A 26,288-nucleotide genomic window follows, 5' to 3' on the forward strand; every position below is an offset into this window, starting at 1 on the left:
GCAGCTCGAAAGTTAGATAATAAATATACAAAAAATATGAGCGCGAATACAGCTACATACGTACCATACAAAGTTAAAGATATTTCTTTAGCTGATTGGGGAAGAAAAGAGATTGAATTGGCAGAAGCTGAAATGCCAGGATTAATGAGTTTACGTGAGGAGTATAAAGATGAACAACCCCTAAAAGGAGCAAGAATTGCAGGTTGTTTACATATGACCATACAAACAGCCGTATTAATTGAAACACTACAAGCATTAGGTGCTGAGGTAACTTGGAGTTCTTGTAATATTTTTTCAACACAAGATCAAGCTGCTGCTGCCATAGCTGACGCTGGAACAGCTGTTTATGCATGGAAAGGTATGAGTGAAGAAGAGTTTGATTGGTGTATTGAACAAACATTGTTCTTTGGAGACGACAAAAAACCGTTGAACATGATATTAGATGACGGAGGTGATTTAACAAATATGGTGTTAGATAAATACCCACAATTGGTAGATGGAATTAAAGGATTATCTGAAGAAACAACCACAGGAGTTCATCGTTTATATGAACGTATGAAGAATGGAACTTTACCTATGCCTGCCATTAATGTAAATGATTCGGTTACGAAATCGAAATTTGATAATAAGTATGGTTGTAAGGAATCTGCTGTAGACGCGATCCGCCGTGCTACTGATCTTATGCTAGCTGGTAAACGTGTTGTAGTTTGTGGTTATGGAGACGTAGGTAAGGGGACAGCGGCTTCTTTTAGAGGTGCTGGAAGTATTGTAACCGTTACGGAAATTGACCCAATTTGTGCTTTACAAGCTGCGATGGATGGTTTCGAGGTTAAAAAGTTAGAAACGATTGTTGGGAACGCTGATATTGTGATTACAACTACAGGAAATAAAGATATTGTACGTTCTGAGCATTTTGAAGCGATGAAAGACAAAACTATTGTTTGTAATATTGGTCATTTTGATAATGAGATTGATATGTCTTGGTTAAATACAAATCATGGAGATTCTAAGGTTGAGATAAAGCCTCAAGTAGATAAATATACAGTAAATGGTAATGATATTATTGTTTTGGCTGAGGGACGTTTAGTGAACTTAGGTTGTGCTACAGGGCATCCAAGTTTTGTAATGTCGAATTCTTTTACAAATCAGACCTTAGCGCAAATCGAGCTATGGAAGAATTCTGAAGCGTATAAAAATGAAGTATACATGCTGCCTAAACATTTAGATGAAAAAGTAGCAAAATTACATTTGGCTAAAATTGGCGTTGAATTGACTGAATTGCGTACGGATCAAGCTGAATACATTGGTGTGACGGTAGAAGGGCCATACAAACCTGAGCATTATAGATACTAGAAGTGTAGTGTGCTAAAAGGAATATGTGTTAGCTTTGAGTAACTATTCAAAAGGTGAAAGAACAAGGTATGGCACTAGTCCTAATTTAAGCCATAACATACTATAAAAAGAAAAAACTAGTGAGTTGTACATCAACTCACTAGTTTTTTTATAACATTTTGTAAACTTTTGAAAGTTTATTAGCGCTTTATTAAATAATAAAGTTAGCATTTGCTTTATGATCACTTTCTTCATAACGATCTAAACATTTTTGTAAAATGTCATACGCTTCGTTTGAATCACCCCAGTCACCTACGTCAACTTTCTTTTTTTCTAAATCTTTATATACCTGGAAAAAGTGTGTGATTTCCTCTTTACGATGTGGATTTAAATCCGTGATATCATTGTACTTATTCCAAATAGGGTCAGATACAGGAACACAAAGAATCTTTTCGTCAGGACCTTTTTCGTCAGCCATATGGAAAACACCAATTGGTTTAACTTCCATAACGCACATTGGGAAGGTAGGTTCAGCGCCTAAAACTAATACATCTAATGGGTCACCATCTAATGCCAATGTTTGAGGGATAAAACCGTAATCACCTGGATACATCATAGAAGAGAATAACATCCTATCAAAACGTATTTTCCCTAAATCAAAATCATATTCGTATTTATTTCTACTTCCTTTAGGTATTTCTATTAAAACATCTACTGTTTTTCTTTCTTTTGCAGTCATATTCTTAAAGTAATCTTAAGTTCTTAAAATCGGAAGGCAAAAGTAGCTATTTTTTCACATTCCCTGAACAAAATTCATTGTTATTTTAGCGTTAAATCTATGGTTATAAGCTTGGTTTTATTCCTATGTGTATGGTAATTTTACAAGTAGGTGTTGCCGTAGAATTTATAGAAGGAGAATACAAGCTCCTCTCAATTGCAACGATACGTAAAAAACCGAAACGGCATACGCCCATTTTCAGGGGGGATTATACAATTATTTTTTCCTATATCATTCTTGGTTTTGAGTAGAGATTTTTATTCAGAATACCGAAAGACCAGTATTTGTTAGTTTTTTTGATTTGTAGATGAGGTTTTAAGAATGCTTTTGTCAAAATGAGTCAAATATCATCAGGGGTAGTGATACCATTTACCATTTTCTTTTACAGTAAATTCAAACAATAACGGGTATGATTTATAGTTAGGGATGAAAAAACAAGATGTCATTGTTCCTTTAAATATAAAATCCTTTCGATCAAGAAGATCAAAAGGATTTTATAGTATGTTATATGGATTCTTTTATTTGATATACATTACGTCTTTTACAGCGGTAACAACATCATTAGCATTTGGTAACCATTTTTCCAATAAAACTGGAGAGTAAGGAGCCGGTGTATCTGCCGTTGTAATTCTTTTAATAGGGGCATCTAAATAATCAAATGCTTCGTCTTGAACTCTAAATGTAATTTCAGAAGCTACACTTCCAAATGGCCAAGCTTCTTCCAAGATAACAAGTCTATTCGTTTTCTTGACAGAATCTATGATAGTTTTATGATCCATTGGGCGAACGGTACGTAAATCGATAATTTCAATAGAAATCCCGTCTTTAGCAAGTTCATCGGCAGCTTTATAAGCCTCTTTGATGATTTTTCCAAAAGAAACTACGGTAACATCTGACCCTCCTCTTTTTATTTCTGCAACACCAATAGGTATAATATATTCACCTTCAGGAATTTCCATTTTGTCACCATACATTTGCTCAGATTCCATAAAAATAACCGGATCATCATCGCGGATGGCAGCTTTTAATAAACCTTTGGCATCGTAAGGGTTTGAAGGAACAATAACTTTTAGCCCTGGGCAGTTAGCGTACCAGCTTTCAAAAGCTTGTGAGTGGGTAGCTGCTAATTGGCCAGCAGATGCTGTAGGGCCTCTAAACACAATCGGACAATTAAATTGACCTCCACTCATTTGTCTTATTTTAGCGGCATTATTTATGATTTGGTCAATCCCTACTAGAGAGAAGTTAAAGGTCATATATTCTACAATAGGGCGGTTTCCATTCATTGCTGAACCAACAGCAATACCACCAAAACCTAATTCAGCTATAGGAGCATCGATCACACGTTTAGACCCAAACTCATCTAGCATCCCTTTACTAGCTTTGTATGCACCATTATACTCAGCAACTTCTTCTCCAATTAAATAAATGGTTTCATCCCTGCGCATTTCTTCGCTCATTGCTTCGCAAACGGCCTGTCTAAATTGTACTGTTTTCATACGTCTTATAAGTAGTTGTTTATCAAGATTGCAAAAGTAATAAAATACAAACAAAGTACAGGTTAGATTTTTCTTAAAAAACAAAGATTTTAAGTGTGCTAATGACTAGGGGCAAAAGTTATAAGTCACCTTAAGATTAAAAAAGGCCTGATATACAAGCTGATTCCAATAAAATAAGAGACTATATTATTTCTGTTTAAACTGTTTTTAATAGTGGTTTCGTTGGGAATGTGGATAAGTTAAAAAACAAGGTTTTATTTGTTGATGTGTCAATGTTTTAACTTTATGATTGATGTTGTTTTAAATATTTAGTCTTTTCGTTAAGGAAGATTAAAATACCAAAACATTTTATTATGCATGCATAGTAAATTACAAAAAAAATGTGTAACTTCGTGGTTCAAAAATAAGTTTCTTTAAAACAGCAATATATGAAAATATTAGTATGTATCAGTCACGTACCTGATACCACTTCAAAAATTAACTTCACAGAGAATGATACTAAGTTTGATATTAGTGGAGTTCAGTTTGTTATAAATCCGTACGATGAGTTTAGTTTAACTAGAGCCATGTGGTTTAAAGAAAAACAAGGTGCTAAAGTAACTGTTGTTAACGTTGGAGGTGCTTCAACGGAGCCGACATTAAGAAAGGCATTGGCTATTGGAGCTGATGATGCAATTCGTGTGAATGCCGAGCCTACAGATGGGTTTATGGTAGCTAAAGAATTGGCTGAAATTGTTAAAAATGGCGGATATGATTTAGTACTAGCTGGAAAAGAGTCAGCCGATTACAATGGGCAGATGGTTCCTGGAATGTTAGCGTCGTTATTAGACTATAATTTTGTGAATGGCTGTGTTGGTATTGAAGTAGATGGTTCGAATGTTTCGTTAGAAAGAGAGATTGATGGAGGTGAAGAAAAGGTGTCTTCGACATTACCAATGGTGGTTGCCGGACAAAAAGGAATCGTTGAAGAAAAAGATTTGCGTATTCCTAACATGAGAGGAATTATGATGGCACGTAAAAAACCATTGAATGTTGTTGAACCAACGGCCACTGCAGTGACTTCGGTTACACAATCGTTTGAAAAACTAGCCCCTAAAGGAGCTGTAAAGTTAGTAGATACTGTTGATGAATTAATCAACTTACTACATAACGAAGCAAAAGCAATTTAAAATATAATAATAAAAATTAATTAGTCAGATATACTGTGTATTAATGACTGATAAGTAAAAACTTAAAAAAATATGTCTGTATTAGTTTTTGCCGATTCGTCGGAAGGAAAATTCAAAAAAACAGCCTATGAGGTTGTTTCATACGGAAAAAAAGTAGCAGAGAAATTAGGAACAAGCCTGTTTACGTTGACAATTAATGGAGGAGATGCGTCCGAATTATATGCCTACGGAGCAGAAAATGTGATAGAAGTTAAAAATGATTTGACATCTTTTAATGCAAAGTCGTACGCTTCTGTTATAAAGCAAGTAGCTGAAGCTAAAGAGGCTGATGTTGTAGTTATAGATTCAAGTGTTGATGGATTAACTTTATCTCCCTTATTGGCAGTTGGTTTAGAGGCTGGTTATGCATCGAATGTGGTGGATTTACCAAGTAGTACGAGCCCATTTGTTGTGAAACGTAAAGCTTTTTCAAATAAAGGATTCAATAACACTGAAATTTCAACCAATATTAAAATCGTTGGAGTTGCCAAAAACTCATACGGGGCTCATGAAAATCAAGTGTCTGGCTCTGTGGAAAACTTTGAAGCTTCATTGCCAGAGTTAGGGGTGAAATCAGAATCTATAAGCAAAGCCTCAGGGAAAGTAACGATTGCTGATGCCGATATCGTGGTATCAGGAGGAAGAGGATTAAAAGGTCCTGAAAATTGGGGAATGGTTGAAGAATTAGCAGATATACTAGGTGCGGCCACAGCATGCTCTAAACCGGTGTCGGATTTAGGATGGAGGCCTCATAGTGAACACGTAGGACAAACAGGTAAGCCAGTTGCTTCTAATTTATATATCGCTATCGGAATATCAGGTGCTATTCAACACTTAGCAGGTGTAAATGCCTCTAAGGTAAAAGTGGTTATCAATAATGACCCAGAAGCACCTTTCTTTAAGGCTGCTGATTATGGTATAGTGGGTGATGCTTTTGAGGTAATTCCTCAATTAATTGAAAAATTAAAAGAATTCAAGCAAGCTTAAAAATAAAGGGAAAATTTTCTTTTGAAAGAAATTAGAGAAGAACTCATAATTTTTAGTAAATTGTGCCCACTTAAAAAGGCTGTCTAAAACCTAATAAAGCCTAAGTTAGACAGCCTTTTTTTTTTTGATAAAAGTACATGAGCTTAATAAAACTTACGATTAAAGGAATTTCATACAGTCAAACACAAAGCGGAGCATATGCTTTGGTATTGAGTGAAATGGATGGTACAAGAACATTACCTATTATAATTGGTGCTTTTGAGGCGCAATCGATTGCTATTGCTTTGGAAAAAGAAATTAGACCGCCGAGGCCATTAACTCACGATTTGTTTAAAACCTTTGCGGATCGGTTTTTAATAAAAGTCAAGCAGGTAATTATACATAAATTGGTCGATGGGGTTTTCTTTTCGAGCTTACTATGTGAAAAAGATGGTGTGGAAGAAGTAATTGACACCAGAACTTCTGATGCGATAGCATTAGCCGTTCGCTTTCAAGCTCCTATATTTACTTATGAAAATATTTTAGATAAGGCAGGTATTTATTTAAAAATAGACGAAGACCTCTCTGAAGAAGACGTAGAAGAAGACGAAGATGAATTTGAATTAACCTTCGAAGAAGAAGTGGACGATGGAGGAATCTTCGCCCAGTTGTCTTTATCACAATTACAGGAACAATTAAAGGAAGCGGTTGCAAATGAAGACTACGAATTAGCGGCGAAAATTCGTGATGAGATTGGTAAACGTTCTTAAATAATTTTAAATTATAATAATGAAGAAGGTATTTGTATTTTTAATGCTTTGTGCATCCATTTTACTAAACGGTCAGAGTATTGAAAAAAAATGGAACTTTTCGTCAATAGCTACTTTAGATGGCAAAGAATTAGTGACTGCTACTAAAGCAGATTTTTTTGAGTTATCAAACGGTAAATTCAAGTATTCCTTAGAAGCAAAAGAAAATTTAGCAGCGTCAGGAAGTTATATCCATCAGAATAATTTGCTGATATTTAGATATCAACAACCTAAAGATACGGTGCGCTATTATAATATAACAGAGTTAACTGATAAAACATTAACGCTCGCGGAGAATAATGTACTGTATAAGTTTTCATCCGAAGAAGTTGCGGAAGTAATAGCCCCAGTCGTTTTAGAAACAATAACTAAAGGAAACAACAACACTACTTCACAGATAGTACCCAGTCAAGGTTTTTCTATGAAAAGCATGGTACGAGGGGTCTTAGGAATGATAGTTTTATTGGTTTTGGCTTTTCTATTTAGTTCAAACCGTAAAGGAATTAATTGGAAAATAGTAGGCTTAGGTCTGATTTTTCAAATTGTTATAGCTATCGGAGTCTTAAAGGTTTCTTTTGTTCAGTCGATTTTTAATTTTATAGGAAAAGGCTTCGTAGAAATATTAGAGTACACAAAAGCAGGGAGCAAATTTCTGTTCGAAGGATTGATTTCTGATATGGATACTTTTGGATTTATTTTTGCCTTTCAAATATTACCAACTATAATTTTCTTTTCAGCACTAACGTCATTGCTCTTTTACTTAGGAATTATACAAAAGGTTGTTAAAATATTAGCATGGTCGTTAAGTAAAATTCTCAAAATTTCTGGAGCAGAAAGTTTGTCGGTAGCAGGGAATATCTTTTTAGGACAAACAGAGGCACCACTTTTAATCAAGGCGTATCTTGAAAAGATGAATAAGTCTGAAATGCTGTTAGTAATGATTGGAGGAATGGCGACTGTAGCAGGTGCCGTTTTAGCTGCTTATATTGGGTTCTTAGGAGGTAACGATGAAGCATTACGTTTGTTATACGCTAAACACTTGCTAGCCGCATCTGTAATGGCAGCACCAGGTGCTATTATAATTTCAAAAATTTTATATCCTCAAAATGAAGAAGTAAATACCGATGTGAAAGTTTCTCAAGAAAAGATAGGATCAAATATTTTAGACGCGATAGCTAATGGAACTTCTGAAGGCTTGCAGTTGGCAATGAATGTAGGAGCAATGCTACTTGTTTTTGTCGCTTTTATAGCGATGATTAATGGTGTTTTAGGAGGTATTGGAAGTTTTGATGGGATTGAGTATTTTAATTGGGAATTCACCTCGTTAAACGAATTAATAACAGGAGCCACACCTTATAAATCGTTGTCATTAGAGTTTATATTGGGGTACCTTTTTGCACCGTTAATGTGGTTAGTAGGTGTTGCCAGTGAAGATATGGCGCTAATGGGGCAATTACTTGGAATTAAATTGGCAGCTAGCGAATTTGTAGGTTATATTCAGTTGGCTGATTTAAAGAATGTAGCCAATGCTACACATTTAACGTATAACAAATCGATTATAATGGCTACCTATATGCTCTGTGGATTTGCAAATTTCGCTTCTATTGGAATTCAAATTGGAGGTATTGGATCATTAGCTCCAGGACAGCGTAAGACATTATCAGAGTTTGGTATGAAAGCGTTAATTGGAGGTACAATAGCATCCTTAATGTCTGCAACGATTGCAGGTATGATTATTGGGTAAATTACGTGTTTAGTGCTGTTTATAATGTGTATTCACCGATTGTAATTGTTCATGGTGAACACCGATCTAGAGATAAGTGTTAGAGTTAGGAGGTGATTATGAAATATAACCTAACAATTGTATAGAAAATATTAGAATAAACATCAATATGTACTCTTGTACTGTTGATGTTTTTTTGTGTATTGATATTTGGTAAGAATGAAATTAGTCATTAAATATAAGAAAGTGCTTACTATGATAAAAGTGCTGTTTTTAGTTATTTACCTGAGCTCGGTATAAAGAAAGCCCAAAAGGGGTTTTATTATGTGAAGATTAAATATTTCTGAGATAATAAGCAGAAGATAGAAACCCCTACTTTTATGAAAATTACTATTTATAAGAATTAAGGAAGAGAAAATATAAGTAAAGAAGTAAAAGTAATTCGTTTAACGCAAAAAGATAAAGAAGAAGGGATCGCTAAAGTTAAAATTTAAAGAAATTAGTTGGTTAATAACTTATGAATATAAAAATGGAAAGCTGTAATATTAAGTGTTGAAGCTTTTTTATTTTTACACGATAAATTTTTCTTCGAGAACCAAGATAGGATTATGAAACAATATTTAGATTTAGTAAAGCACGTATTAGAAAACGGAAATGAAAAAGGTGATAGAACAGGAACAGGTACTAAAAGTGTTTTTGGATATCAGATGCGGTTTGATTTGAGTCAAGGTTTTCCAATGGTAACAACTAAAAAGCTACACTTAAAATCAATTATTTATGAACTTTTGTGGTTTATTAAGGGCGATACCAATATTCAATATTTACAAGATAATGGCGTACGAATTTGGAATGACTGGGCAGATAAAAACGGTGATTTAGGGCCTGTTTATGGGCATCAATGGCGCAATTGGAATAGTGATGAGGTAGATCAGTTGAAAGAGTTAATAGCAACGTTAAAAAGCAACCCTAACAGCAGAAGAATGTTGGTGTCTGCATGGAATCCTTCTGTTTTACCAGATACCTCTAAGTCATTTGAAGAAAATGTTGCTAATGGTAAAGCCGCGTTACCTCCGTGTCATGCATTTTTTCAATTTTATGTTGCCGATGGTAAATTATCTTGTCAATTATACCAAAGAAGCGCCGATATATTTTTAGGAGTTCCTTTTAATATAGCCTCATATGCGCTGCTTACAATGATGGTTGCACAGGTTTGTGGCTATGAAGCCGGAGAGTTTATTCATACTTTTGGAGATGCACATATTTATAATAATCACTTAGAACAACTTCAGTTACAATTGTCAAGAGAGCCGAAAAAGCTTCCATTAATGAAGATGAATCCAATGATTAAAAATATTGAAGATTTTACCTTTGAAGATTTCGAACTGGTTGGTTATGAGTCGCATCCCCATATCAAAGGAAAAGTGGCGGTTTAATTTTAACGTTCTTTTATCGTTGAAATTTGTTAAACTTTAACACATAGTTGTTATTTTAGTAGTTGAACTTAGAGTACAAAAAAAAATAAAATGACAACAGAAATAGATGTGATTAAAGAAGCTCTTTACGAGAAGATAGCAGAAATCAATAATAAAAAAGTATTGCTGGCTATTCAAACAATAATTGAAAGTGTTGAAAATAGCAGTAAAGACAAAATTACCGATAAGGAAGATTTCACGAGTTATATAAAGGAATGGGTAAAAAACATGTAGTTGCGAGTTGTATTGATGAATTAGAAAAAATTATTAATACGTTTCCATCACAAATAGTTGTAATTTCAAAAAAAGAATGGGAAGCAAAAACTTCCGACGAAAATTGGAGTAAAAAGGAATTATTGGGCCATTTGGTAGATTCGGCTTTAAATAATTTACAACGCTATGTCCGTGTTCAGTATGAACAAGAACCACATGTGGTGTATGATCAAAATGAATGGGTAATTGCTCAAAACTGGCAGAACTTACCAGTGAAGCACCTCATAGAGTTATGGCGAGTTTTGAATCGTCAAATAGTGTGGCTTTGGAAAAACATCCCTAATGAAAAGATGAACGCTTTGTTAGATGTTTCTAAAGAAAAAAAAGAGTTTCATACTTTTGCTGAAATCACGCATCAGTATATAGAACATTTTAAACATCATGCGAAACAAATAGTATCCCAAATGATTACAGTAATTGCAGCAATAGGTAAAAATAATGAGTTAGGTAAGGGTAATGATTTAATATGGCACTTGCCAGCCGATTTAAAACGGTTTAAAAAAGTAACAACTGGTCATCACATTATTATGGGACGTAATACTTTTGAAAGTATTGGAAAGCCCTTGCCGAATAGAACAACGATTATTATCACAAGAAACACGAACTATGTTAGAGAAGGGTGCTTAATTGCCAATAGTATTGAAGAAGCCTTAAAACTCGCTGAGAATGACCAAAGTGTTTTTATCATCGGAGGAGCACAAGTGTATAAAGAGGCATTGAAAAACGGATTGGTAGATCGCTTGGATATTACCCATGTTCACGAAGCATTTGATGCGGATGTATATTTTCCGAAAATAGATACAACTATTTGGAAAGAAATAACAAGGCAAGATGTTAGCGCTGATGATAAAAATAAATACGATTATAGCTTCGTTTCTTATATCAGAAAATAATTATGTCAATACAACTTACTTCAATAACAAAAACTTACGGAAATCAGCAGGCAGTTAGCGATATTTCTTTTTCGGTAGAGAAAGGTGAAATCGTTGGTTTCTTAGGTCCGAATGGAGCCGGTAAATCTACAACCATGAAAATCTTGACTGGTTTTATAAGGCCTACGGAAGGTACGGTTTTAGTTAGTGGAATCGATGTTGTTAAAAATCCGATAGCAGCACAGAGAACCCTTGGGTATTTGCCAGAGCACAATCCGCTATATACAGATATGTATGTTCGAGAGTACTTGGAATTTCAAGGAGCGATACATAAGGTTGGTAAAGACAGTATAGAAGAGGTGATAACAAAAGTAGGGTTACCAATAGAAGCCCATAAAAAAATAGGCGAACTATCCAAAGGATATCGTCAGCGAGTAGGGTTGGCAGCGGCAATTTTACATAATCCAGAGGTGTTAATTTTAGATGAGCCAACAACAGGGCTAGATCCTAATCAATTGGTTGAAATTCGGGAATTAATAAAAGAACTGGGTAAAGATAAAACGGTGTTATTATCTACTCATATTATGCAAGAAGTAGAAGCTGTTTGTGATAGGGTAATCATTATTAACAAAGGAAAATTAGTTGTCGATACATCGTTAGAAGAGCTTAAAACAAGTAGTCAACAAATTATAAGAGTAACGTTTGATTATAAATTGGAAGAACAATTTATTAAACGTTTACCGAACATTTCCTCGTTTAAAAATACAACAGAGAATAATTGGGTGTTGGTATTTGAAACAAAAGAAGATATGCGTCCCGTAGTATTTGACTTCGCTCAAGAAAATGGACTTAAAATTTTAGGGCTAAACACCGAAAACAAGAACCTAGAAAGCTTATTTCAAGAGGTAACAGGTTAAGATATAGTGTTTGCAAAAAACAATGTACCGAATATAATTGTTTAAGAAATGCCGATTTATAGTAGGTGTCACGTAAGCACAATTGTAAGGAAAAGGTTGTGTGATTTTATCTAAAAATGGGTATAATAGGTATAAAGAAAAAACATGATTTTCTTAGACCCTGATTTTACATTATAAGTGGTTTAAGAAGCATAGGTTTGTGTTAAAAGTGTTAAATTTCAGTAGTTTAATTATTTTTTTATTAAATTCGTAGAGAAAGAAATCGGGTTGCTATTTGACAAAACTTGCTATTTGACAAAACTTGCTATTTGACAAAACTTGCTATTTGACAAAACTTGCTATTTGACAAAACTTGCTATTTGACAAAACTTGCTATTTGACAAAACTTGCTATTTGACAAAACTTGCTATTTGACAAAACTTGCTATTTGACAAAACTTGCTATTTGACAAAACTTGCTATTTGACAAAACTTGCTATTTGACAAAACTTGCTATTTGACAAAACTTGCTATCCTAAAATTCTTTTGTAAAAATAAAACGAAAACATTATGCTATTTCTGATGTTTTTTGGCACATCATATTTGTTATTGTATCAGTTTGATCTATTGATAAAATTCAAGTATGATAAAAGAAAAAGGTATTATGGTTTTGGTTACAGACTGATGTAGTGCCGATTGGAGTTTATAATTACGCTTTAATTTGGGGCTACACATTAAAAGGAGTTAAATCAGCGTTGTTATACCATAATAACAGAAAAGCCAAGGTTAGAATAGTGAAAAATATTTTATTGCGCAATAAATAGGTGGACACTGAAAAACCTTAAATAGAGTAAGTGCTAAAAATTAAATTTAAAAATATGAAAAAATTAAGCTTAGAAGCTTTACAAGGTAGAGCAGAATCGGTGGTGACAGCAGAGTTATTGAGTTTGTTAGTTGGAGGCCGAGAAGTGAACGAAGGTGAATGTTTAATAGGAACCCTTGGAGGAAGTACAGGACGCCCTAGTAAACCTAAAAAACCTTATATTATAGTTGGTAATGGTAATGAATAAAAATCATATTATGAAAAAATTAAGCTTAGAAGCTTTACAAGGTAGAGCAGAATCGGTGGTGACAACAGAGTTGTTAAATTCCATATCTGGAGGTGGGCGTCGTGATAAGCCTAAAATCATAATTCAGGATGGAGACAGTACAGGAGGAAGTACAGGAGGAAGCCCTAGTGGCCCTGACAAGCCTGTAGTAATAATTCAGGATAAATAGAAATAAAGTAATATAACCAATATTTCTAGAAACGAGAGGTTAAGATATAACCTCTCGTTGTATTAATCCGATTTGAGTTTAAAGGTGTTATTTAATTTTGTCTAAAACTGTTTCTGAGGTTAATTTACCAGTAGTTATATTTGTTTAAGGTGAATTCGAACTATAAGTAATACCATTGTACGCTGAATTTCCTCTATTACTTTGAGGGAATAAAACACAAGAATGATTGTAAGGAAATGATTGAGTAATTTTACCGTAAGATACGAGTATGAATGATTTTACCTAAGAATAGGTATTAGGTGTTAAATTGTTATTGGGTCCTGATAGTTCAGCTAAATATATGATGCCAGGATTTGGAATGCTAGGAGAAATGAGGTTGTTGAAAAATGCGAAATTGAGTAACTATGCAATATTAGAAATGGCAACGTATAATTTTGCTGCATTTTTCAACGAAAATTATGGAACAATTGAGAAGGGAAAGAGGCAAACTTTCTAATATTGGATGAAAATCCGATTAAGAATTTAGATGCGTTGAAAGATATTGAAGGTGTATTTTACAATAATAACTTTTTGCCGAAAAAAGAACTAAATAGGATAGCAGACTCTTTAAGAGTTGATAAATAAATGGCAAGAAAAAAATTTCCGTTTTACCGACAGTTAGATAATAGAGATTGTGGCCCTACTTGCTTAAGAATGGTCGCTAAATTTCATGGAAAAAGCTTTTCAAGGGAGTTTTTGAGAGATAAGGCTAGTATTACAAGAGAAGGAGTTACGATGGCTGGTATTGCGGATGCCGCAGAAATAATTGAAATGCGTACCTTGGGTATGCGACTTTCGATAGATAGTTTAGTAAAAGAAGCACCAACACCATTTATTGTACCATGGAGACAAAAGCATTTTGTAGTTGTCTATAAAACTTCTGCATCTAAAGTGTATGTTGCAGATCCCGCAAAAGGATTGTTAGAGTATGCGCATGAAGATTTTCATAAGGCTTGGACAAACACTCCTGACAACAATGGGTTTGTATTGCTGTTAGAGCCGAGTGCAAAGTTTTATAGTTTAGAAGATAATGATTGTAAGAATCAAGGGTTTTCATTTTTAATTCCTTATATAAAACCATATAAAAAACTAATTTATCAGTTATTTATTGGTTTAATTGTTGGAACAGCAATACAGTTTATCTTACCATTTTTAATACAGTCGGTAGTAGATATTGGGGTAAATACGCAAGATATATCCTTTATCTACCTAATCTTAATGGCGCAGCTAATATTATTTGTTTCACAAACCTTGGTTAGAATTTTTAGAGAATGGTTATTGCTTCATGTTACGAGTAGATTCAATATTAAATTAATTTCAGATTTTTTGCATAAAATGTTGAAATTACCAATACCCTATTTTGAAACGAGGAATACAGGAGAGCATTTACAAAGAGTTCAAGATCATAACAGAATTCGAGATTTTGTGTCTTCTTCTACATTTAATATGGTGTATTCACTTATATTGTTTGTGGTGTTCAGTGGGGTATTGGCCTTTTACAATTTTAAAATCTTTACCGTATTTCTGATAGGAGCCATTTTGTATGTTGGATGGACTTTCTTTTTTTTAAGAAAACGAGCAGAACTGGATTTCAAAAGATTTGATGAGCTATCACAAAGTCAAACATCACTTGTTCAGATAATTAATGGAGTGAAAGAAATTAAGGTAAATAATTCGCAAAGGAAAAACAGGTGGAAATGGGAACAAATACAAATAAGCCTATTTAAAACGTCATTAAGCTCTTTGCAATTATCACAATACCAATCTATAGGCTCAGGTTTTATTAATGAATTAAAAAATATATTGATTACGTTTTTATCAGCTACGGCGGTAGTTCAAGGAAATATAACATTAGGTATGATGTTATCTATACAATACATAGTAGGTCAATTAAATTTACCTTTGAGTAATTTTGTTAGTTTTATTCAAATATGGCAGGATGCAAAAATAAGTATTGAACGATTGTTGCAAGTTCATAATAAAAAAGATGAAGATGTTATCTCAGAAAATAAAATAAAAGAATTGCCTCGAAACAAAAATATTATTGTTAAAAATCTATGGTTTAGGTACGGTGGGAAATCGAAACCGTTTGTACTAAAAGGATTAAATTGTGAATTGCCTGAAGGAAAAACAACTGCACTTGTTGGGGCTAGTGGAAGCGGAAAAACAACATTATTAAAATTACTACTCAAGTTTTATGAACCTACAAAAGGTGAAATAAAGATTGATAATACAGATTTATCAATTATTAATAATGATTTTTGGAGAATGAATTGCGGCGCAGTACTTCAAGATACATTTATTTTTAATGATACTATTGCTGGAAATATTTCAGAATCTGAACAAAATGAAATTATAGATAGAGAACGGTTACAAAAGGCATCTCATATATCAAATATTTCAGCATTTATAGAGAAGCTACCGAATAAATACAACACAGAGTTAGGAACATCAGGCATTAGGCTCAGCGGAGGTCAAGAACAAAGAATTATGATTGCAAGATCAATTTATAAGAATCCTGCTTTTATGTTTTTTGATGAGGCAACGAGTGCGTTAGATGCTAATAATGAAAAAGTTATTATGGAAAATTTAAGTAAATTTATTCAAAATAGAACTTCGGTAATTGTAGCGCATCGATTAAGTACAGTGAAAAATGCAGACAATATTATTGTACTAGAAGATGGCGAAATTGTTGAAGAAGGTAACCATCAAGAATTAACAAACAAAAAAGGTAAATACTATGAATTAGTAAAAAATCAATTAGAATTGGGGAATTAAGATGGAAGACTTTAATGATGATATCAATATTTATAGTGAACAAGTAAAAGATGTATTAACAGCACCTCCTAGAGTAATTTATCGTTGGGGTAATACGATTCTTTTCTTTTTTTTCTTACTGATTATGCTATTGGCATATGTAATAAAATACCCGGATATAGTCTCTGGTCAGGCAATGCTAACAACAAAAATCACCCCTCAGAAAGAGTACGCAAGAATGGCTGGGAAAATAGAACGTGTTTTTGTGAAGAATAACCAAAAGGTAACCGAAGGAACACATCTGGGCCTAATAGAAAATACAGCTAATTATAAAGATGTAATGTATTTAAAAAATATTATTGATACATTGAGTATGGATACAACAGGTTTTAAGTTTCCGTTAGAAAGCTTACCGATGCTTTTTCTCGGAGAAATAGAAAATTCGTTTTCTGTATTTGAAAATAATTATCTTCAATACTCATTAAATAAGGAATCAAACTCATATTTATATGAAAGTAATAATAATAAATATTCACTGTTACAGTTAAACACAAGATTGAGGTCTGTACAAGAAAAGGAAAAAATTAATCTAGAGGAATTGGTATACCAGAAGAAAGATTTGGATAGAATGAAAACACTCTATGATAAAGGTGTAATTTCCGCACAGCGTTATGAACTCGAAAAATTAGCGTATTTAGAGGTGAAAAAAAATTTTAATGATCTGAAAATTACAGTAACTCAAATTAAACAACAGATTGGGGATTTAGGAAATATTAAAAAACAATCAGAAATAGAAAATAGAAGAAGAGAAATAAACTTATTAAAAACAACATTACAATCATTTGATCAGTTAAAAAAAGTAATTAAAGATTGGGAGTTTAAGTATCTTTTTGTTTCGAAAATAAGAGGGTATGTTTCGTTTATAAATGTTTGGAATGAAAATCAGGCTGTAAATATTAATGATTTGGTATTCACTGTTATACCGAGTGATATTTCTGAGTATATTTGTAAAGTAGAGGTGCCGGTTATTAACGCAGGGAAATTAAAAATTGGGCAATCTGTAAATATAAAACTCAGTAGCTATCCAAATCATGAGTTTGGAGTTTTGAAGGGTGTGCTGGAAAAAGTGGCTTTAATACCAAGCGAAAAAGGCATGTATCTTTTAGATGTATCGTTACCTAAAAACTTGGTAACCACGTATAATATAAATATAAAGTTCAATCAAGAAATGCAGGGAGTGGCCGAAGTGGTAACAGAAGATTTAAGATTAATAGAACGTGTTTTTTATAGGTTTAAGAAAATTTTCAATAAACATTAATTAATGAAGCAAATAATTATACTTTTATTGGGGGTAGTTTTATTTGGTTGCGCAACGCAATCTGAAGAAACTGACAACACTGTTTATATGGGAGCTTATCGCATACTAGATCAAATAGTGCCTTACCCGTATATTTTGCACAAAAAAAATGATACCTTATCGTTGTTCAATGATGAAGGTAGTTTAATTGATAGTACTATAGAAGAATCGATTAAAGTAAATGATACGTTGAGTTTTGACCAGGCTAGTTTTTTAGTATTGAAAAAGAAGGAAGCGAGACTACAATTATTTAATTTACGGGATACGGTTAATTTTTTAAGATACAAAAATGGAGATCTTATTACTAAATATGCTGCTACCTTTATGGAACTAGAAAATAGTAATATTACTAAGCCTCTATGCCAAATTAATAGCATATTGCAAAATAAGGTGTGGAAGTGCATATTAGAGGAAGATGAGAATACCACAATTAACCAAGATTTTGAAATTGAAAGATTGTATTCTTTTACCAAAAAAGAAGCTTATGAGCTAACAAGTTATTATTATCAAAATGAAGAAATTATAACACAAAAGAAATCTTATAGTTATCATCTTTTTGAAATTTCTGGACATATTTTTTTATCTCTTAAGAAGGGTGATGAAAATCCACAGCCTATCTATCAAATTATAAAAATAAAGGGAGATAAGATAGTTCTAAAAGATTTTTCTTCTAGAATAAAAAGGAATAAACAACTACATATTTATCAAGCGAATATTGATAAAACTGCGTACCAAGAGAAGTACAAGAATGCTAGAAAATACGAAAATTGTTTTGATGGTTATCAAGGAGAATATTATTTTAATGACCATGTAACTTTTAGTAAAGGAAATCAATATATACTCGATTTTGTCAATGAAAACACTCCTAATATCGTGCCAACGGATGGTTACATTATACTACATTTTAATATAAATTGTGATCATGAGGTAGGAGATTTTGGGTTGATTCAGATGACAAGAGCCTACCAAAAAACGTCCTTTTCAAAAAAAATAGTGAAACAGATAACAAGAAAGGTAGCTAGCCTAAAAGACTGGCCTAACATAGCTTCCTCTTATTGGAGGAAATATAGGGATGTTCATGCGTTTTTAATGTTTAAAATTGAGAATGGAAAAATAGTAGATTTATGCCCATAAGAAAAATTATAGTCAGTTTTTGTATTGTTATAAGCTTTGTAAGTTGTCATCAATACCCGAATGGGGAAAATACTACATATACTGAAAGAGAGAAAGACTCCATAGCGAAAAGATACCATGAAATTTCAGATTATTTCTTGCAACCTTCTAATTTGTACAGAATTTATAAAGATTCAGCAATAAATGCACAACCAAATAATGTTGATTACATCCAACGATTATCGTATTCCTATAAAAAGGTTGGTGATCATATTAAAGCGATGGAAATATTGAACAGGGCGGTTACTAAAGATACCTCTCAGGGAAGAGTAGGTGCTTTGCAATATAGAGCATGGACATTACTTTATTATTATAGAGATTATAAGGGGGTCATAAATGATGTTGATTTAATTGAAAAAATTATAGGTACTAATTATAGTATTTGTTGGGGAGAACCTTGTGGTTTACATAAAGGACAAGCTCTGTATAGACTAAGGAAATATGATAAGGCAATAGAAGCATTAAAAAGAGTTAATGAAGAGGAAAAGAAATTAGGGTTTGATGTGAGTGGAAATCATTTAGTTTTCTTTTATATTGGTAGATGTTATAGTGAGAAAGGAGAACATGATAAAGCACTAGAGTATTTCCAAAAATCTTTAAAAGGTTCCTACAATATGTTTCCTGAAGCCTATTATCAGATGGCGTTAATTTATAAAAAAGAGAATAGCTTATCACAGGCGCTATCACTATTAAAAAAAGCTAAAGATCTTATAGATTATAAAATGGGAGAGCCCTATATAGAGCGATTTGACGAGGTTTTTCCTTATATGATTATAAAGGAACTGGAATCAATAAAAAATACAATAACTGGGGAATGATTAATGGTTGAAATTCGCTTAAGAAAATGGACTTAAAAATTTAGGGTAAAAAACTGAGAAGTAAGAATCTTGAAAGCTTGTTTGAATCGGTATAACTTCAAATTCCAATCGGTATAAAACCGCTAAGAAAATTGATTCCTAAACCAAATCTTTTTCCAAATTCTTTTTAAAATTTCAAATGTTACTTTGGTGCAATAAGTATCAATATCGTTTGAATTTTCATTGGCTACTTGTTTTTCAGAAATGTCGATTCGATAAAGTAGGTTTAGGTAGGAGTTAAAATCATTAGTAATAAGTTCCTTTAATATAAGAATGAGACGTTCCTTCAGCTGAACAGGCAGGGTGTCTATTGAAAAAGTATGGTCTAACCCAGCTAAAGAAAAATCCTTGTTGAGCTGAAATATAAGCTCTTGATATAACTTTTCATCAGCAACACTATGGAGTAAATCAAGGCTGCTATTATAATCGGAGAGCTTCATCGTTTTAATTCAATTTATAGTTAATAAACTGTTCATCTAAAGCTTTTAAAAACTCATTAGAAATTTTTATTTTCGTTGTTCTACTAGGTAAATTTAGTTCAATTTTTTCTTCAACATCCCAAATGGTAAAGAATAAACTTTGTGAGCCTTTATTGGTTACGAACAAGTGTTGTAGATCTTTAATAATATCTTCTTTAATATCTTTTAGAGCTATGGTAATGGTGATTTTTTTACACATTTTGTCCATGATATCATGTAACAAGTTGAAGTCCGTAAAAGAAACTCGGGGATCACCCTTTACACCTTCTTTGTTGGTCCACCCTGGTTTAACCATGGTTTTAACAAAAACAAATGAGTTTGGAACGAGGAAATGTTTAAATCGTAAATACTCTTCACCAAAAATTCTAAACTCAAAACTATCGCTGTAATCCTCCACGCTAAAGGCAGCCCATCCTTTTCCGGCTTTTGAAACACGGTGTTGTACATCGGTTATAATTCCTGCAAAACTAAGCGCTAACCCTTCGTATTTTGATAGATCTTTGAAATTAGAAAGAGAGGCATTACAGAATTTTAACTCATTTTTAAAATCATCTAATGGATGTGCAGAAATATACATCCCGATAACTTCTTTTTCTTTAGCAAGTAACTCCATAGTACCCCAAGTATCGCAATCTGGTATGATTGGTTCAGGGAGTTCTACATTAGAAGCTTCTCCGAATAAGGAAACTTGTGATGAATTTTTGTTTTCTTGATATTTATTTCCAAAACGAAGTGCTTTTTCTAAAAAAGTTTGATTTTTCTCGTCTTCCACAAAATACTGCGCCCTGTGTGTATTTAAGAACGAGTCAAAGCCACCAGCCAAAATTAAACCTTCAAAGGCTTTTTTGTTAGCAACACGTAAGTCAACACGTTTCGATACATCAAATATTGATGAGAAGTTTCCATTTTCCCTTCGTTCATTAATGATGGCTTTTACTGCGGAGCCACCAACACCTTTTATTGCTGCCATCCCGAAACGAACAGCTCCTTCTTTATTTACGGAAAATTTAGAAAATGATTCATTAACATCTGGACCTAAAACTTCTAAGCCCATACGCTTACATTCTTCCATAAAAAACGATACGGTTTTAATATCGTTCATATTGTTGGATAGTACAGCCGCCATGTATTCAGCAGGATAATGAGCTTTTAGGTAAGCTGTTTGATAAGCAACCCAAGCATAACATGTAGAATGCGACTTGTTAAAAGCATAGGATGCAAAGGCTTCCCAATCTTTCCATATTTTTTCTAGTTTTTCTTCGTCGTGACCATTAGCTGCTGCTTGCTTTACAAATTTAGGTTTCATTTTTTCAAGTACCGCAATTTGCTTTTTACCCATAGCTTTACGAAGTACATCTGCCTCACCTTTGGTAAAATCAGCAAGTTTTTGAGATAATAGCATTACTTGCTCTTGATATACTGTAATTCCGTAGGTTTCAGATAAGTATTCTTCCATGGCGGGAAGATCATATTCAATGGGTTCGTCTCCGTGCTTTCGGCGAATGAAAGAAGGGATGTATTCAAGTGGTCCTGGACGATACAAGGCATTCATGGCAATTAAATCAGCAAAAACGGTTGGTTTTAATTCACGCATGTATTTTTGCATACCTGGTGATTCGTATTGGAATATACCAACAGTTTCACCTCTTTGGAACAGCTCATACGTTTTCTGATCATCAATCGGGAAGTTTTCTGGATCGAGTTCAACTGCATGACGTGCTTTTACAATTTTAACAGTATCTTTTATTAGGGTTAGTGTTTTTAACCCTAAGAAATCCATTTTTAATAACCCTGCACTTTCTACAACCGAGTTGTCAAATTGCGTGACATACATGTCCGAATCTTTGGCAAGAGCAACAGGAACAAACTTGGTAATATCATCAGGGGTGATAATAACTCCACAGGCATGAATTCCAGTGTTACGCACAGAGCCTTCTAAAATACGAGCTTTGTTAATTGTTTCTGCGGTTAAATCAGAACCCTCAGACAATCGTTTTAATTCGTTAACGAGTTCTATTTCTTCAGAACGAAGCTTTTCTTTAAGTCCTTTTTCGTCTAAAGAAAAGATCTTTTTTAACTTCATTCCTGGAATCAGCTTGGCAATTCTGTCCGCTTCGAATAGGGGTAAATCGAGTACACGAGCGGTATCTCGAATAGAAGATTTTGCGGCCATGGTACCGTAAGTGATGATTTGAGCTACTTGATTGGCCCCATATTTATCAATTACATAATCCATGACTCTACTACGACCTTCATCGTCAAAATCAATATCAATATCGGGCATTGATACACGTTCAGGGTTTAAGAAACGCTCAAAAAGCAAATCATACTTGATAGGATCGATATTGGTAATCCACAAACAGTAGGCAACTACACTTCCTGCTGCCGAACCACGTCCAGGGCCTACGGATACCCCCATATTACGAGCCTCTCTAATAAAGTCTTCTACGATTAAGAAATACCCCGGATACCCTGTTTTTTCAATTACCTCTAGCTCAAAATCTAAACGTTCTCGAATACTTTCAGTTATTTCTCCGTAGCGTTTTTTAGCACCTTCATAAGTTAAATGACGCAAAAAATTATTTTCACCTCTCTTACCACCATCTTCGGTGTCTTTTTGGTCGGTAAATTCTTCTGGAATGTCGAAAGCGGGTAATAAAACGTCACGTGCTAAAGAAAAGGGCTCGACTTTATCTACTATTTCTTGTATATTAATGATGGCTTCTGGAAGGTCGGCGAAAATGGTTTTCATTTCTTCCGATGATTTGAAATAGTACTCATCATTGGGTAAGCCATAACGGTAGCCTCTTCCTTTTCCTTTCGGAGTTGCCTGTTTTTCTCCATCTTTTACACATAATAAAATATCATGTGCATTGGCATCTTCTTTGTCTAAATAAAAAGTGTTGTTTGTGGCAACAATTTTTACGTCGTGTTTTTGAGCAAAGTTCAAAAGGGTGGTATTCACAACATTCTCATCTTCTTGTCCATGTCGCATCAATTCGATATATAAATCTTCACCAAATTGTTCTTTCCACCAAAGAAGGGCTTCTTCCGCTTGATGTTCACCAATGTTTAATACCTTATTAGGAACTTCACCATACAAATTTCCAGTTAAAACAATCACATCTTCTTTGTATTGCTTTACAACTTCTTTGTCAATGCGAGGAACGTAATAAAAACCATCAACAAATGCCTTTGATGACATTTTTGCTAGGTTGTGATATCCGTTTTTATTTTTGGCCAGTAACACTATTTGGTAGCCATTGTCTTTTTTGGTTTTGTCTAAATGGTCTTCACAGACAAAGAACTCACAACCGATAATGGGTTTTATAGGAGTTTCGGCAGACTTATTATAGCTTAATACTTCATTTACGAAATGAAAAGCAGCCATCATGTTCCCGGTATCGGTAAGTGCTACGGCAGACATGCCATCTTTGGCGGCAGCTTTTACAATATTTCCGATTTGAATGGTTGATTGTAAAACAGAAAACTGTGTATGGTTATGCAAATGTGCAAATTGCACATCTTTTAACGTAGCTAAACCTTCAGACGTTGATCGTGCTGAAGTAGTTTCATTCTCAGATGTTTTACGTTTACGTATTTTTTCACTTTCTTTCTTGAGGTTTAAATGCTTTAAGCCAATAACCTTCATAGGCATCGGATTGGCCTCTGAGTAGCGATCCAAATAATCAGGGCTAACATCTAGTTGCTCTTCTGTGTATTGACGTAGTCTAATTAATTCTAAGAAACATCGTGTAGTTGCTTCTACATCTGCGGTAGCATTATGGGCTTCGCCAAAACCAGTTCCAAATAGATAGTTGTGTAGCTCTGTAAGTGTTGGGAGTTTGAATTTACCTCCACGACCTCCTGGGATTTGACATAATTTTGCCGTATGTTCGGTACAGGTATCTAAAACTAGAAGCTCTGTTAGGTTACTTTCAACTCCCATACGATGGAATTCACATCCCATAATATTGACATCAAACCCCACATTTTGTCCTACAATAAACTTAGTTTTCTGTAGGGCTTCGTTAAATAAAAGCAGGCCTTCATCGAGAGAAATCCCTTGTTCAATTGCTAAATCAGTTGAAATTCCATGAATGCGCTCAGCATCATAAGGAATATTGAAACCATCAGGACGAATTAGAAAATCATTATGCTCTACTACATTCCCCATTTCATCATGTAACTGCCATGCTATTTGAATAGCTCTTGGCCAATTATTGGTATCTGTTATTGGGGCATTCCAACTTTTCGGCAGTCCTGTTGTTTCAGTATCAAAAATTAAGTACATCGATGTGGTTTTCTTGGTTGAAGCGTTATGATAATAACAAAGCACAAAAGTACAAAGAATTTAATATCTTGAGGCTAGAAGTTATTAACGAGGGTATTTAGTAATCTTTTAAATCCGTTGATTATTAACAGTCTTATGTGAATATTATGAGTAAGTTAAGAATTCAAATAAATAAATAAAAAAGTAATTAAATATCAATTAATAAAAGTACATTTGCATTTTAATATAATATTTTTTACAATGAAACAAGGAACGGTAAAGTTCTTCAATGAATCTAAAGGTTTTGGATTTATTATTGAATCTGATTCAAACTCAGAACATTTTGTACACATCTCAGGATTAATCGACGAGGTTAGAGAAGGAGATACAGTTGAATTTGAATTAAAAGAAGGAAAAAAAGGATTAAACGCTGTTAGTGTTAGAGTAATTTAATATACCACACAATTTAATTTTTTTAAGCACCTGTTTTTCAGGTGCTTTTTTATTGTTTAATAATGTTCAATAGAGTGATAATATGAAAAATATTTCATACATTTGCGCTCTTAAATTAATAACCAAGGTACGTGTGCCTTAAAAATTAAAATTATGCCTGTAAAAATTAGATTACAAAGACACGGTAAAAAAGGGAAACCATTTTACTGGTTAGTAGCAGCTGACTCAAGAGCAAAAAGAGATGGACGTTTCTTAGAAAAATTAGGAACGTATAACCCAAACACAAACCCTGCAACTGTTAATTTAGATGTAGATAGCGCTGTTAAGTGGTTACAAAACGGAGCTCAACCAACTAATACAGCTAGAGCTATTTTATCTTATAAAGGAGCTTTATTGAAAAATCATTTAGTTGTTGGAGTAAGAAAAGGAGCGTTAACTGAAGAGCAAGCAGAAGCTAAATACAATGCTTGGTTAGAAGCTAAAACTGGTGCAGTAGCTAATAAAAGTGAAAGTTTAGCGAAGGCTGAAGAAGAAGCTAGAGCTAAAGCTTTAGAAGCTGAAAGAGCAGTAAACGAAGCACGTTTAGCAGCAAAAGCGCCTGTAGCAACGGATAGTGAAGATGCAGAGGCAGTTGCCGAAGATGGTGCAGATAGCGAAGAATAAAAAAACTGTAAAACGATGATCCAAAAAGAAGATTGTTTCTATCTCGGCAAAATCGTTAAAAAACATAGTTTTAAGGGCGAAGTAGTTATCAAATTAGATACTGACGAACCCGATCTTTACGAAAATTTGGAATCAGTTTTTGTCGATTTAGGCAATAATCTGGTTCCTTTTTTTATTGAAAAATCATCTTTAAGCAAAAGCACTATGTTTCGTGTGAAATTTGAAGATGTAAATACCGAACAAGATGCTGATGCTATTGTTCGTGCTGGTATCTATCTTCCTTTAAATTTATTACCGAAACTATCGGGAAACAAGTTTTATTACCATGAGGTAATAGGTTTTTCTATCGTTGACACCAATTTTGGATTGGTGGGCGAAATTGTAAATATAAACGATACTTCTGCACAGCCTTTATTTGAAGTAGATAGAGAAGGGAATGAAATTTTTATTCCGATGATTGATGACTTCATAAAAAAAGTAGATAAGGAAAATAGTGTTATTGAAGTAACAACTCCAGAAGGCTTAATTGAATTGTACTTAGAGTAAACTAATTCAGTCGAAGCTACTGATGTAATAAAGAATATCTTTTATTTGACGTGTACTTAAGTGCTTTTTATTATGTATTCCCTGAGCGCCTTTATATTCTTTTTTTAAGGTAATTATTTCTTGGTTTTTAGCAGCGATTAATGAATCTTCATTTCTTATTAGGGGAGTCAAAAACTCCTCACTTCTTCTCTCTGATAGATTCTTTAATATATTATGATGAAATTTGCCTAAGGGATGACAAGTATTGCAATTTTCCTTTCTGAATAGTGTTTTACCTGTTTGAATGTTGAAATAAAGCAAATCTTTTTTATAGACATGACTTTCTTCAACTAGAAAAGATGATTTTGTTTGAATTGAAATCACCCAAAATAGAAGAAAGAGCATTGTTAGGAAGCAGCTTATAGAAAGAGCGATATTTCCCTGATTTTTCATGGATAACAAATACTTAAAATACGTACAACGAAAGGTAGTTGTTTTTTGTCTAAATAGCCCTTAATTTAGTTGTAAATAGAAGCTCTTGCGTCAGAAAGTATTTTTTTGGCAAGAGTATACTTTCAGAACAAGAGCTTGCTTAATTTGAGAAAAG

24 protein-coding genes are annotated in these 26,288 nt (G+C 33.5%); 19 read left to right on the forward strand and 5 right to left on the reverse strand.

What is annotated here, in order from left to right:
* Nucleotides 1-36: 36 nt before the first annotated feature.
* Nucleotides 37-1,353 (forward strand): adenosylhomocysteinase, encoded by a 1,317-nt coding sequence (gene ahcY, locus AC2TDS_RS13460; RefSeq protein ID WP_484736099.1) that lies wholly within the window; start codon nt 37-39, stop codon nt 1,351-1,353.
* Nucleotides 1,354-1,543: 190 nt separating this feature from the next.
* Here ahcY and AC2TDS_RS13465 read toward each other — a convergent pair whose 3' ends face one another.
* Nucleotides 1,544-2,071, reverse strand: coding sequence for an inorganic diphosphatase (locus AC2TDS_RS13465; RefSeq protein WP_484736100.1), 528 nt, complete (start codon nt 2,069-2,071; stop codon nt 1,544-1,546).
* A gap of 557 nt (nt 2,072-2,628) precedes the next feature.
* Complete coding sequence (locus AC2TDS_RS13470) at nt 2,629-3,609, reverse strand: pyruvate dehydrogenase complex E1 component subunit beta (RefSeq protein ID WP_484736101.1); 981 nt, start codon at nt 3,607-3,609, stop codon at nt 2,629-2,631.
* Between the two features lie 428 nt (nt 3,610-4,037).
* Here AC2TDS_RS13470 and AC2TDS_RS13475 point away from each other — a divergent pair, with 428 nt between their 5' ends.
* The 15 genes from AC2TDS_RS13475 to AC2TDS_RS13545 all read left to right on the forward strand — a co-directional run bounded on the left by AC2TDS_RS13475 (nt 4,038) and on the right by AC2TDS_RS13545 (nt 19,249).
* A complete protein-coding gene (locus tag AC2TDS_RS13475) occupies nt 4,038-4,778 on the forward strand; it encodes an electron transfer flavoprotein subunit beta/FixA family protein (protein ID WP_484736102.1) in 741 nt (246 codons plus the stop codon).
* Between the two features lie 72 nt (nt 4,779-4,850).
* Nucleotides 4,851-5,804, forward strand: coding sequence for an electron transfer flavoprotein subunit alpha/FixB family protein (locus AC2TDS_RS13480; protein WP_484736103.1), 954 nt, complete (start codon nt 4,851-4,853; stop codon nt 5,802-5,804).
* A 137-nt stretch (nt 5,805-5,941) separates the two neighbouring features.
* Nucleotides 5,942-6,553 carry a bifunctional nuclease family protein gene (locus AC2TDS_RS13485; RefSeq protein ID WP_484736104.1) on the forward strand — a complete coding sequence of 204 codons (612 nt, stop codon included), beginning with the start codon at nt 5,942-5,944 and terminating at the stop codon, nt 6,551-6,553.
* Nucleotides 6,554-6,572: 19 nt separating this feature from the next.
* On the forward strand, nt 6,573-8,336 hold the full coding sequence (locus AC2TDS_RS13490) for a NupC/NupG family nucleoside CNT transporter (protein ID WP_484736105.1): 1,764 nt from the start codon (nt 6,573-6,575) through the stop codon (nt 8,334-8,336).
* Nucleotides 8,337-8,923: 587 nt separating this feature from the next.
* On the forward strand, nt 8,924-9,748 hold the full coding sequence (locus tag AC2TDS_RS13495) for a thymidylate synthase (RefSeq protein ID WP_484736106.1): 825 nt from the start codon (nt 8,924-8,926) through the stop codon (nt 9,746-9,748).
* 90 nt (nt 9,749-9,838) lie between these two features.
* Nucleotides 9,839-10,021: a hypothetical protein gene (locus tag AC2TDS_RS13500; protein ID WP_484736107.1), complete on the forward strand. Its 183-nt coding sequence runs from the start codon at nt 9,839-9,841 to the stop codon at nt 10,019-10,021.
* Entirely contained in the window at nt 10,003-10,953 is a 951-nt protein-coding gene (locus tag AC2TDS_RS13505) for a dihydrofolate reductase (protein ID WP_484736108.1), read from the forward strand. Before AC2TDS_RS13500 ends, AC2TDS_RS13505 begins: the two co-directional genes overlap by 19 nt.
* A gap of 2 nt (nt 10,954-10,955) precedes the next feature.
* Nucleotides 10,956-11,849 (forward strand): gliding motility-associated ABC transporter ATP-binding subunit GldA, encoded by an 894-nt coding sequence (gene gldA, locus AC2TDS_RS13510; RefSeq protein WP_484736109.1) that lies wholly within the window; start codon nt 10,956-10,958, stop codon nt 11,847-11,849.
* Between the two features lie 856 nt (nt 11,850-12,705).
* A complete protein-coding gene (locus AC2TDS_RS13515; protein WP_484736110.1) occupies nt 12,706-12,897 on the forward strand; it encodes a hypothetical protein in 192 nt (63 codons plus the stop codon).
* Between the two features lie 10 nt (nt 12,898-12,907).
* Complete coding sequence (locus AC2TDS_RS13520; RefSeq protein ID WP_484736111.1) at nt 12,908-13,105, forward strand: hypothetical protein; 198 nt, start codon at nt 12,908-12,910, stop codon at nt 13,103-13,105.
* Between the two features lie 340 nt (nt 13,106-13,445).
* Nucleotides 13,446-13,601, forward strand: a complete 156-nt coding sequence (locus AC2TDS_RS13525) for a hypothetical protein (RefSeq protein WP_484736112.1) — start codon at nt 13,446-13,448, stop codon at nt 13,599-13,601.
* Nucleotides 13,602-13,729: 128 nt separating this feature from the next.
* Nucleotides 13,730-15,922 (forward strand): peptidase domain-containing ABC transporter, encoded by a 2,193-nt coding sequence (locus tag AC2TDS_RS13530; RefSeq protein ID WP_484736113.1) that lies wholly within the window; start codon nt 13,730-13,732, stop codon nt 15,920-15,922.
* 1 nt (nt 15,923) lies between these two features.
* A complete protein-coding gene (locus tag AC2TDS_RS13535) occupies nt 15,924-17,219 on the forward strand; it encodes an HlyD family secretion protein (protein ID WP_484736114.1) in 1,296 nt (431 codons plus the stop codon).
* A gap of 3 nt (nt 17,220-17,222) precedes the next feature.
* Entirely contained in the window at nt 17,223-18,392 is a 1,170-nt protein-coding gene (locus AC2TDS_RS13540) for a hypothetical protein (protein ID WP_484736115.1), read from the forward strand.
* Complete coding sequence (locus AC2TDS_RS13545) at nt 18,383-19,249, forward strand: tetratricopeptide repeat protein (RefSeq protein ID WP_484736116.1); 867 nt, start codon at nt 18,383-18,385, stop codon at nt 19,247-19,249. Before AC2TDS_RS13540 ends, AC2TDS_RS13545 begins: the two co-directional genes overlap by 10 nt.
* Before the next feature lie 122 nt (nt 19,250-19,371).
* On the opposite strand, the gene AC2TDS_RS13550 is transcribed toward AC2TDS_RS13545, so the two are convergent.
* On the reverse strand, nt 19,372-19,728 hold the full coding sequence (locus tag AC2TDS_RS13550) for a hypothetical protein (RefSeq protein WP_484736117.1): 357 nt from the start codon (nt 19,726-19,728) through the stop codon (nt 19,372-19,374).
* Nucleotides 19,729-19,732: 4 nt separating this feature from the next.
* Nucleotides 19,733-24,061, reverse strand: coding sequence for a DNA polymerase III subunit alpha (gene dnaE / locus AC2TDS_RS13555; protein ID WP_484736118.1), 4,329 nt, complete (start codon nt 24,059-24,061; stop codon nt 19,733-19,735).
* 240 nt (nt 24,062-24,301) lie between these two features.
* On the opposite strand from dnaE, the gene AC2TDS_RS13560 reads away from it, so the two are divergent.
* The 3 genes from AC2TDS_RS13560 (at nt 24,302) to rimM (ending at nt 25,702) form a co-directional block, all read left to right on the forward strand.
* Nucleotides 24,302-24,493: a cold-shock protein gene (locus AC2TDS_RS13560; RefSeq protein ID WP_484736119.1), complete on the forward strand. Its 192-nt coding sequence runs from the start codon at nt 24,302-24,304 to the stop codon at nt 24,491-24,493.
* Between the two features lie 153 nt (nt 24,494-24,646).
* Nucleotides 24,647-25,156 (forward strand): 30S ribosomal protein S16, encoded by a 510-nt coding sequence (locus AC2TDS_RS13565; protein ID WP_484736120.1) that lies wholly within the window; start codon nt 24,647-24,649, stop codon nt 25,154-25,156.
* A gap of 18 nt (nt 25,157-25,174) precedes the next feature.
* Nucleotides 25,175-25,702, forward strand: coding sequence for a ribosome maturation factor RimM (gene rimM, locus AC2TDS_RS13570; protein WP_484738955.1), 528 nt, complete (start codon nt 25,175-25,177; stop codon nt 25,700-25,702).
* Between the two features lie 6 nt (nt 25,703-25,708).
* Here the strand turns inward: rimM and AC2TDS_RS13575 are convergent, their stop codons facing one another.
* Nucleotides 25,709-26,134, reverse strand: a complete 426-nt coding sequence (locus tag AC2TDS_RS13575; RefSeq protein ID WP_484736121.1) for a c-type cytochrome — start codon at nt 26,132-26,134, stop codon at nt 25,709-25,711.
* Nucleotides 26,135-26,288 lie beyond the last annotated feature (154 nt).

The organism is Tenacibaculum profundicola, assembly GCF_057220795.1.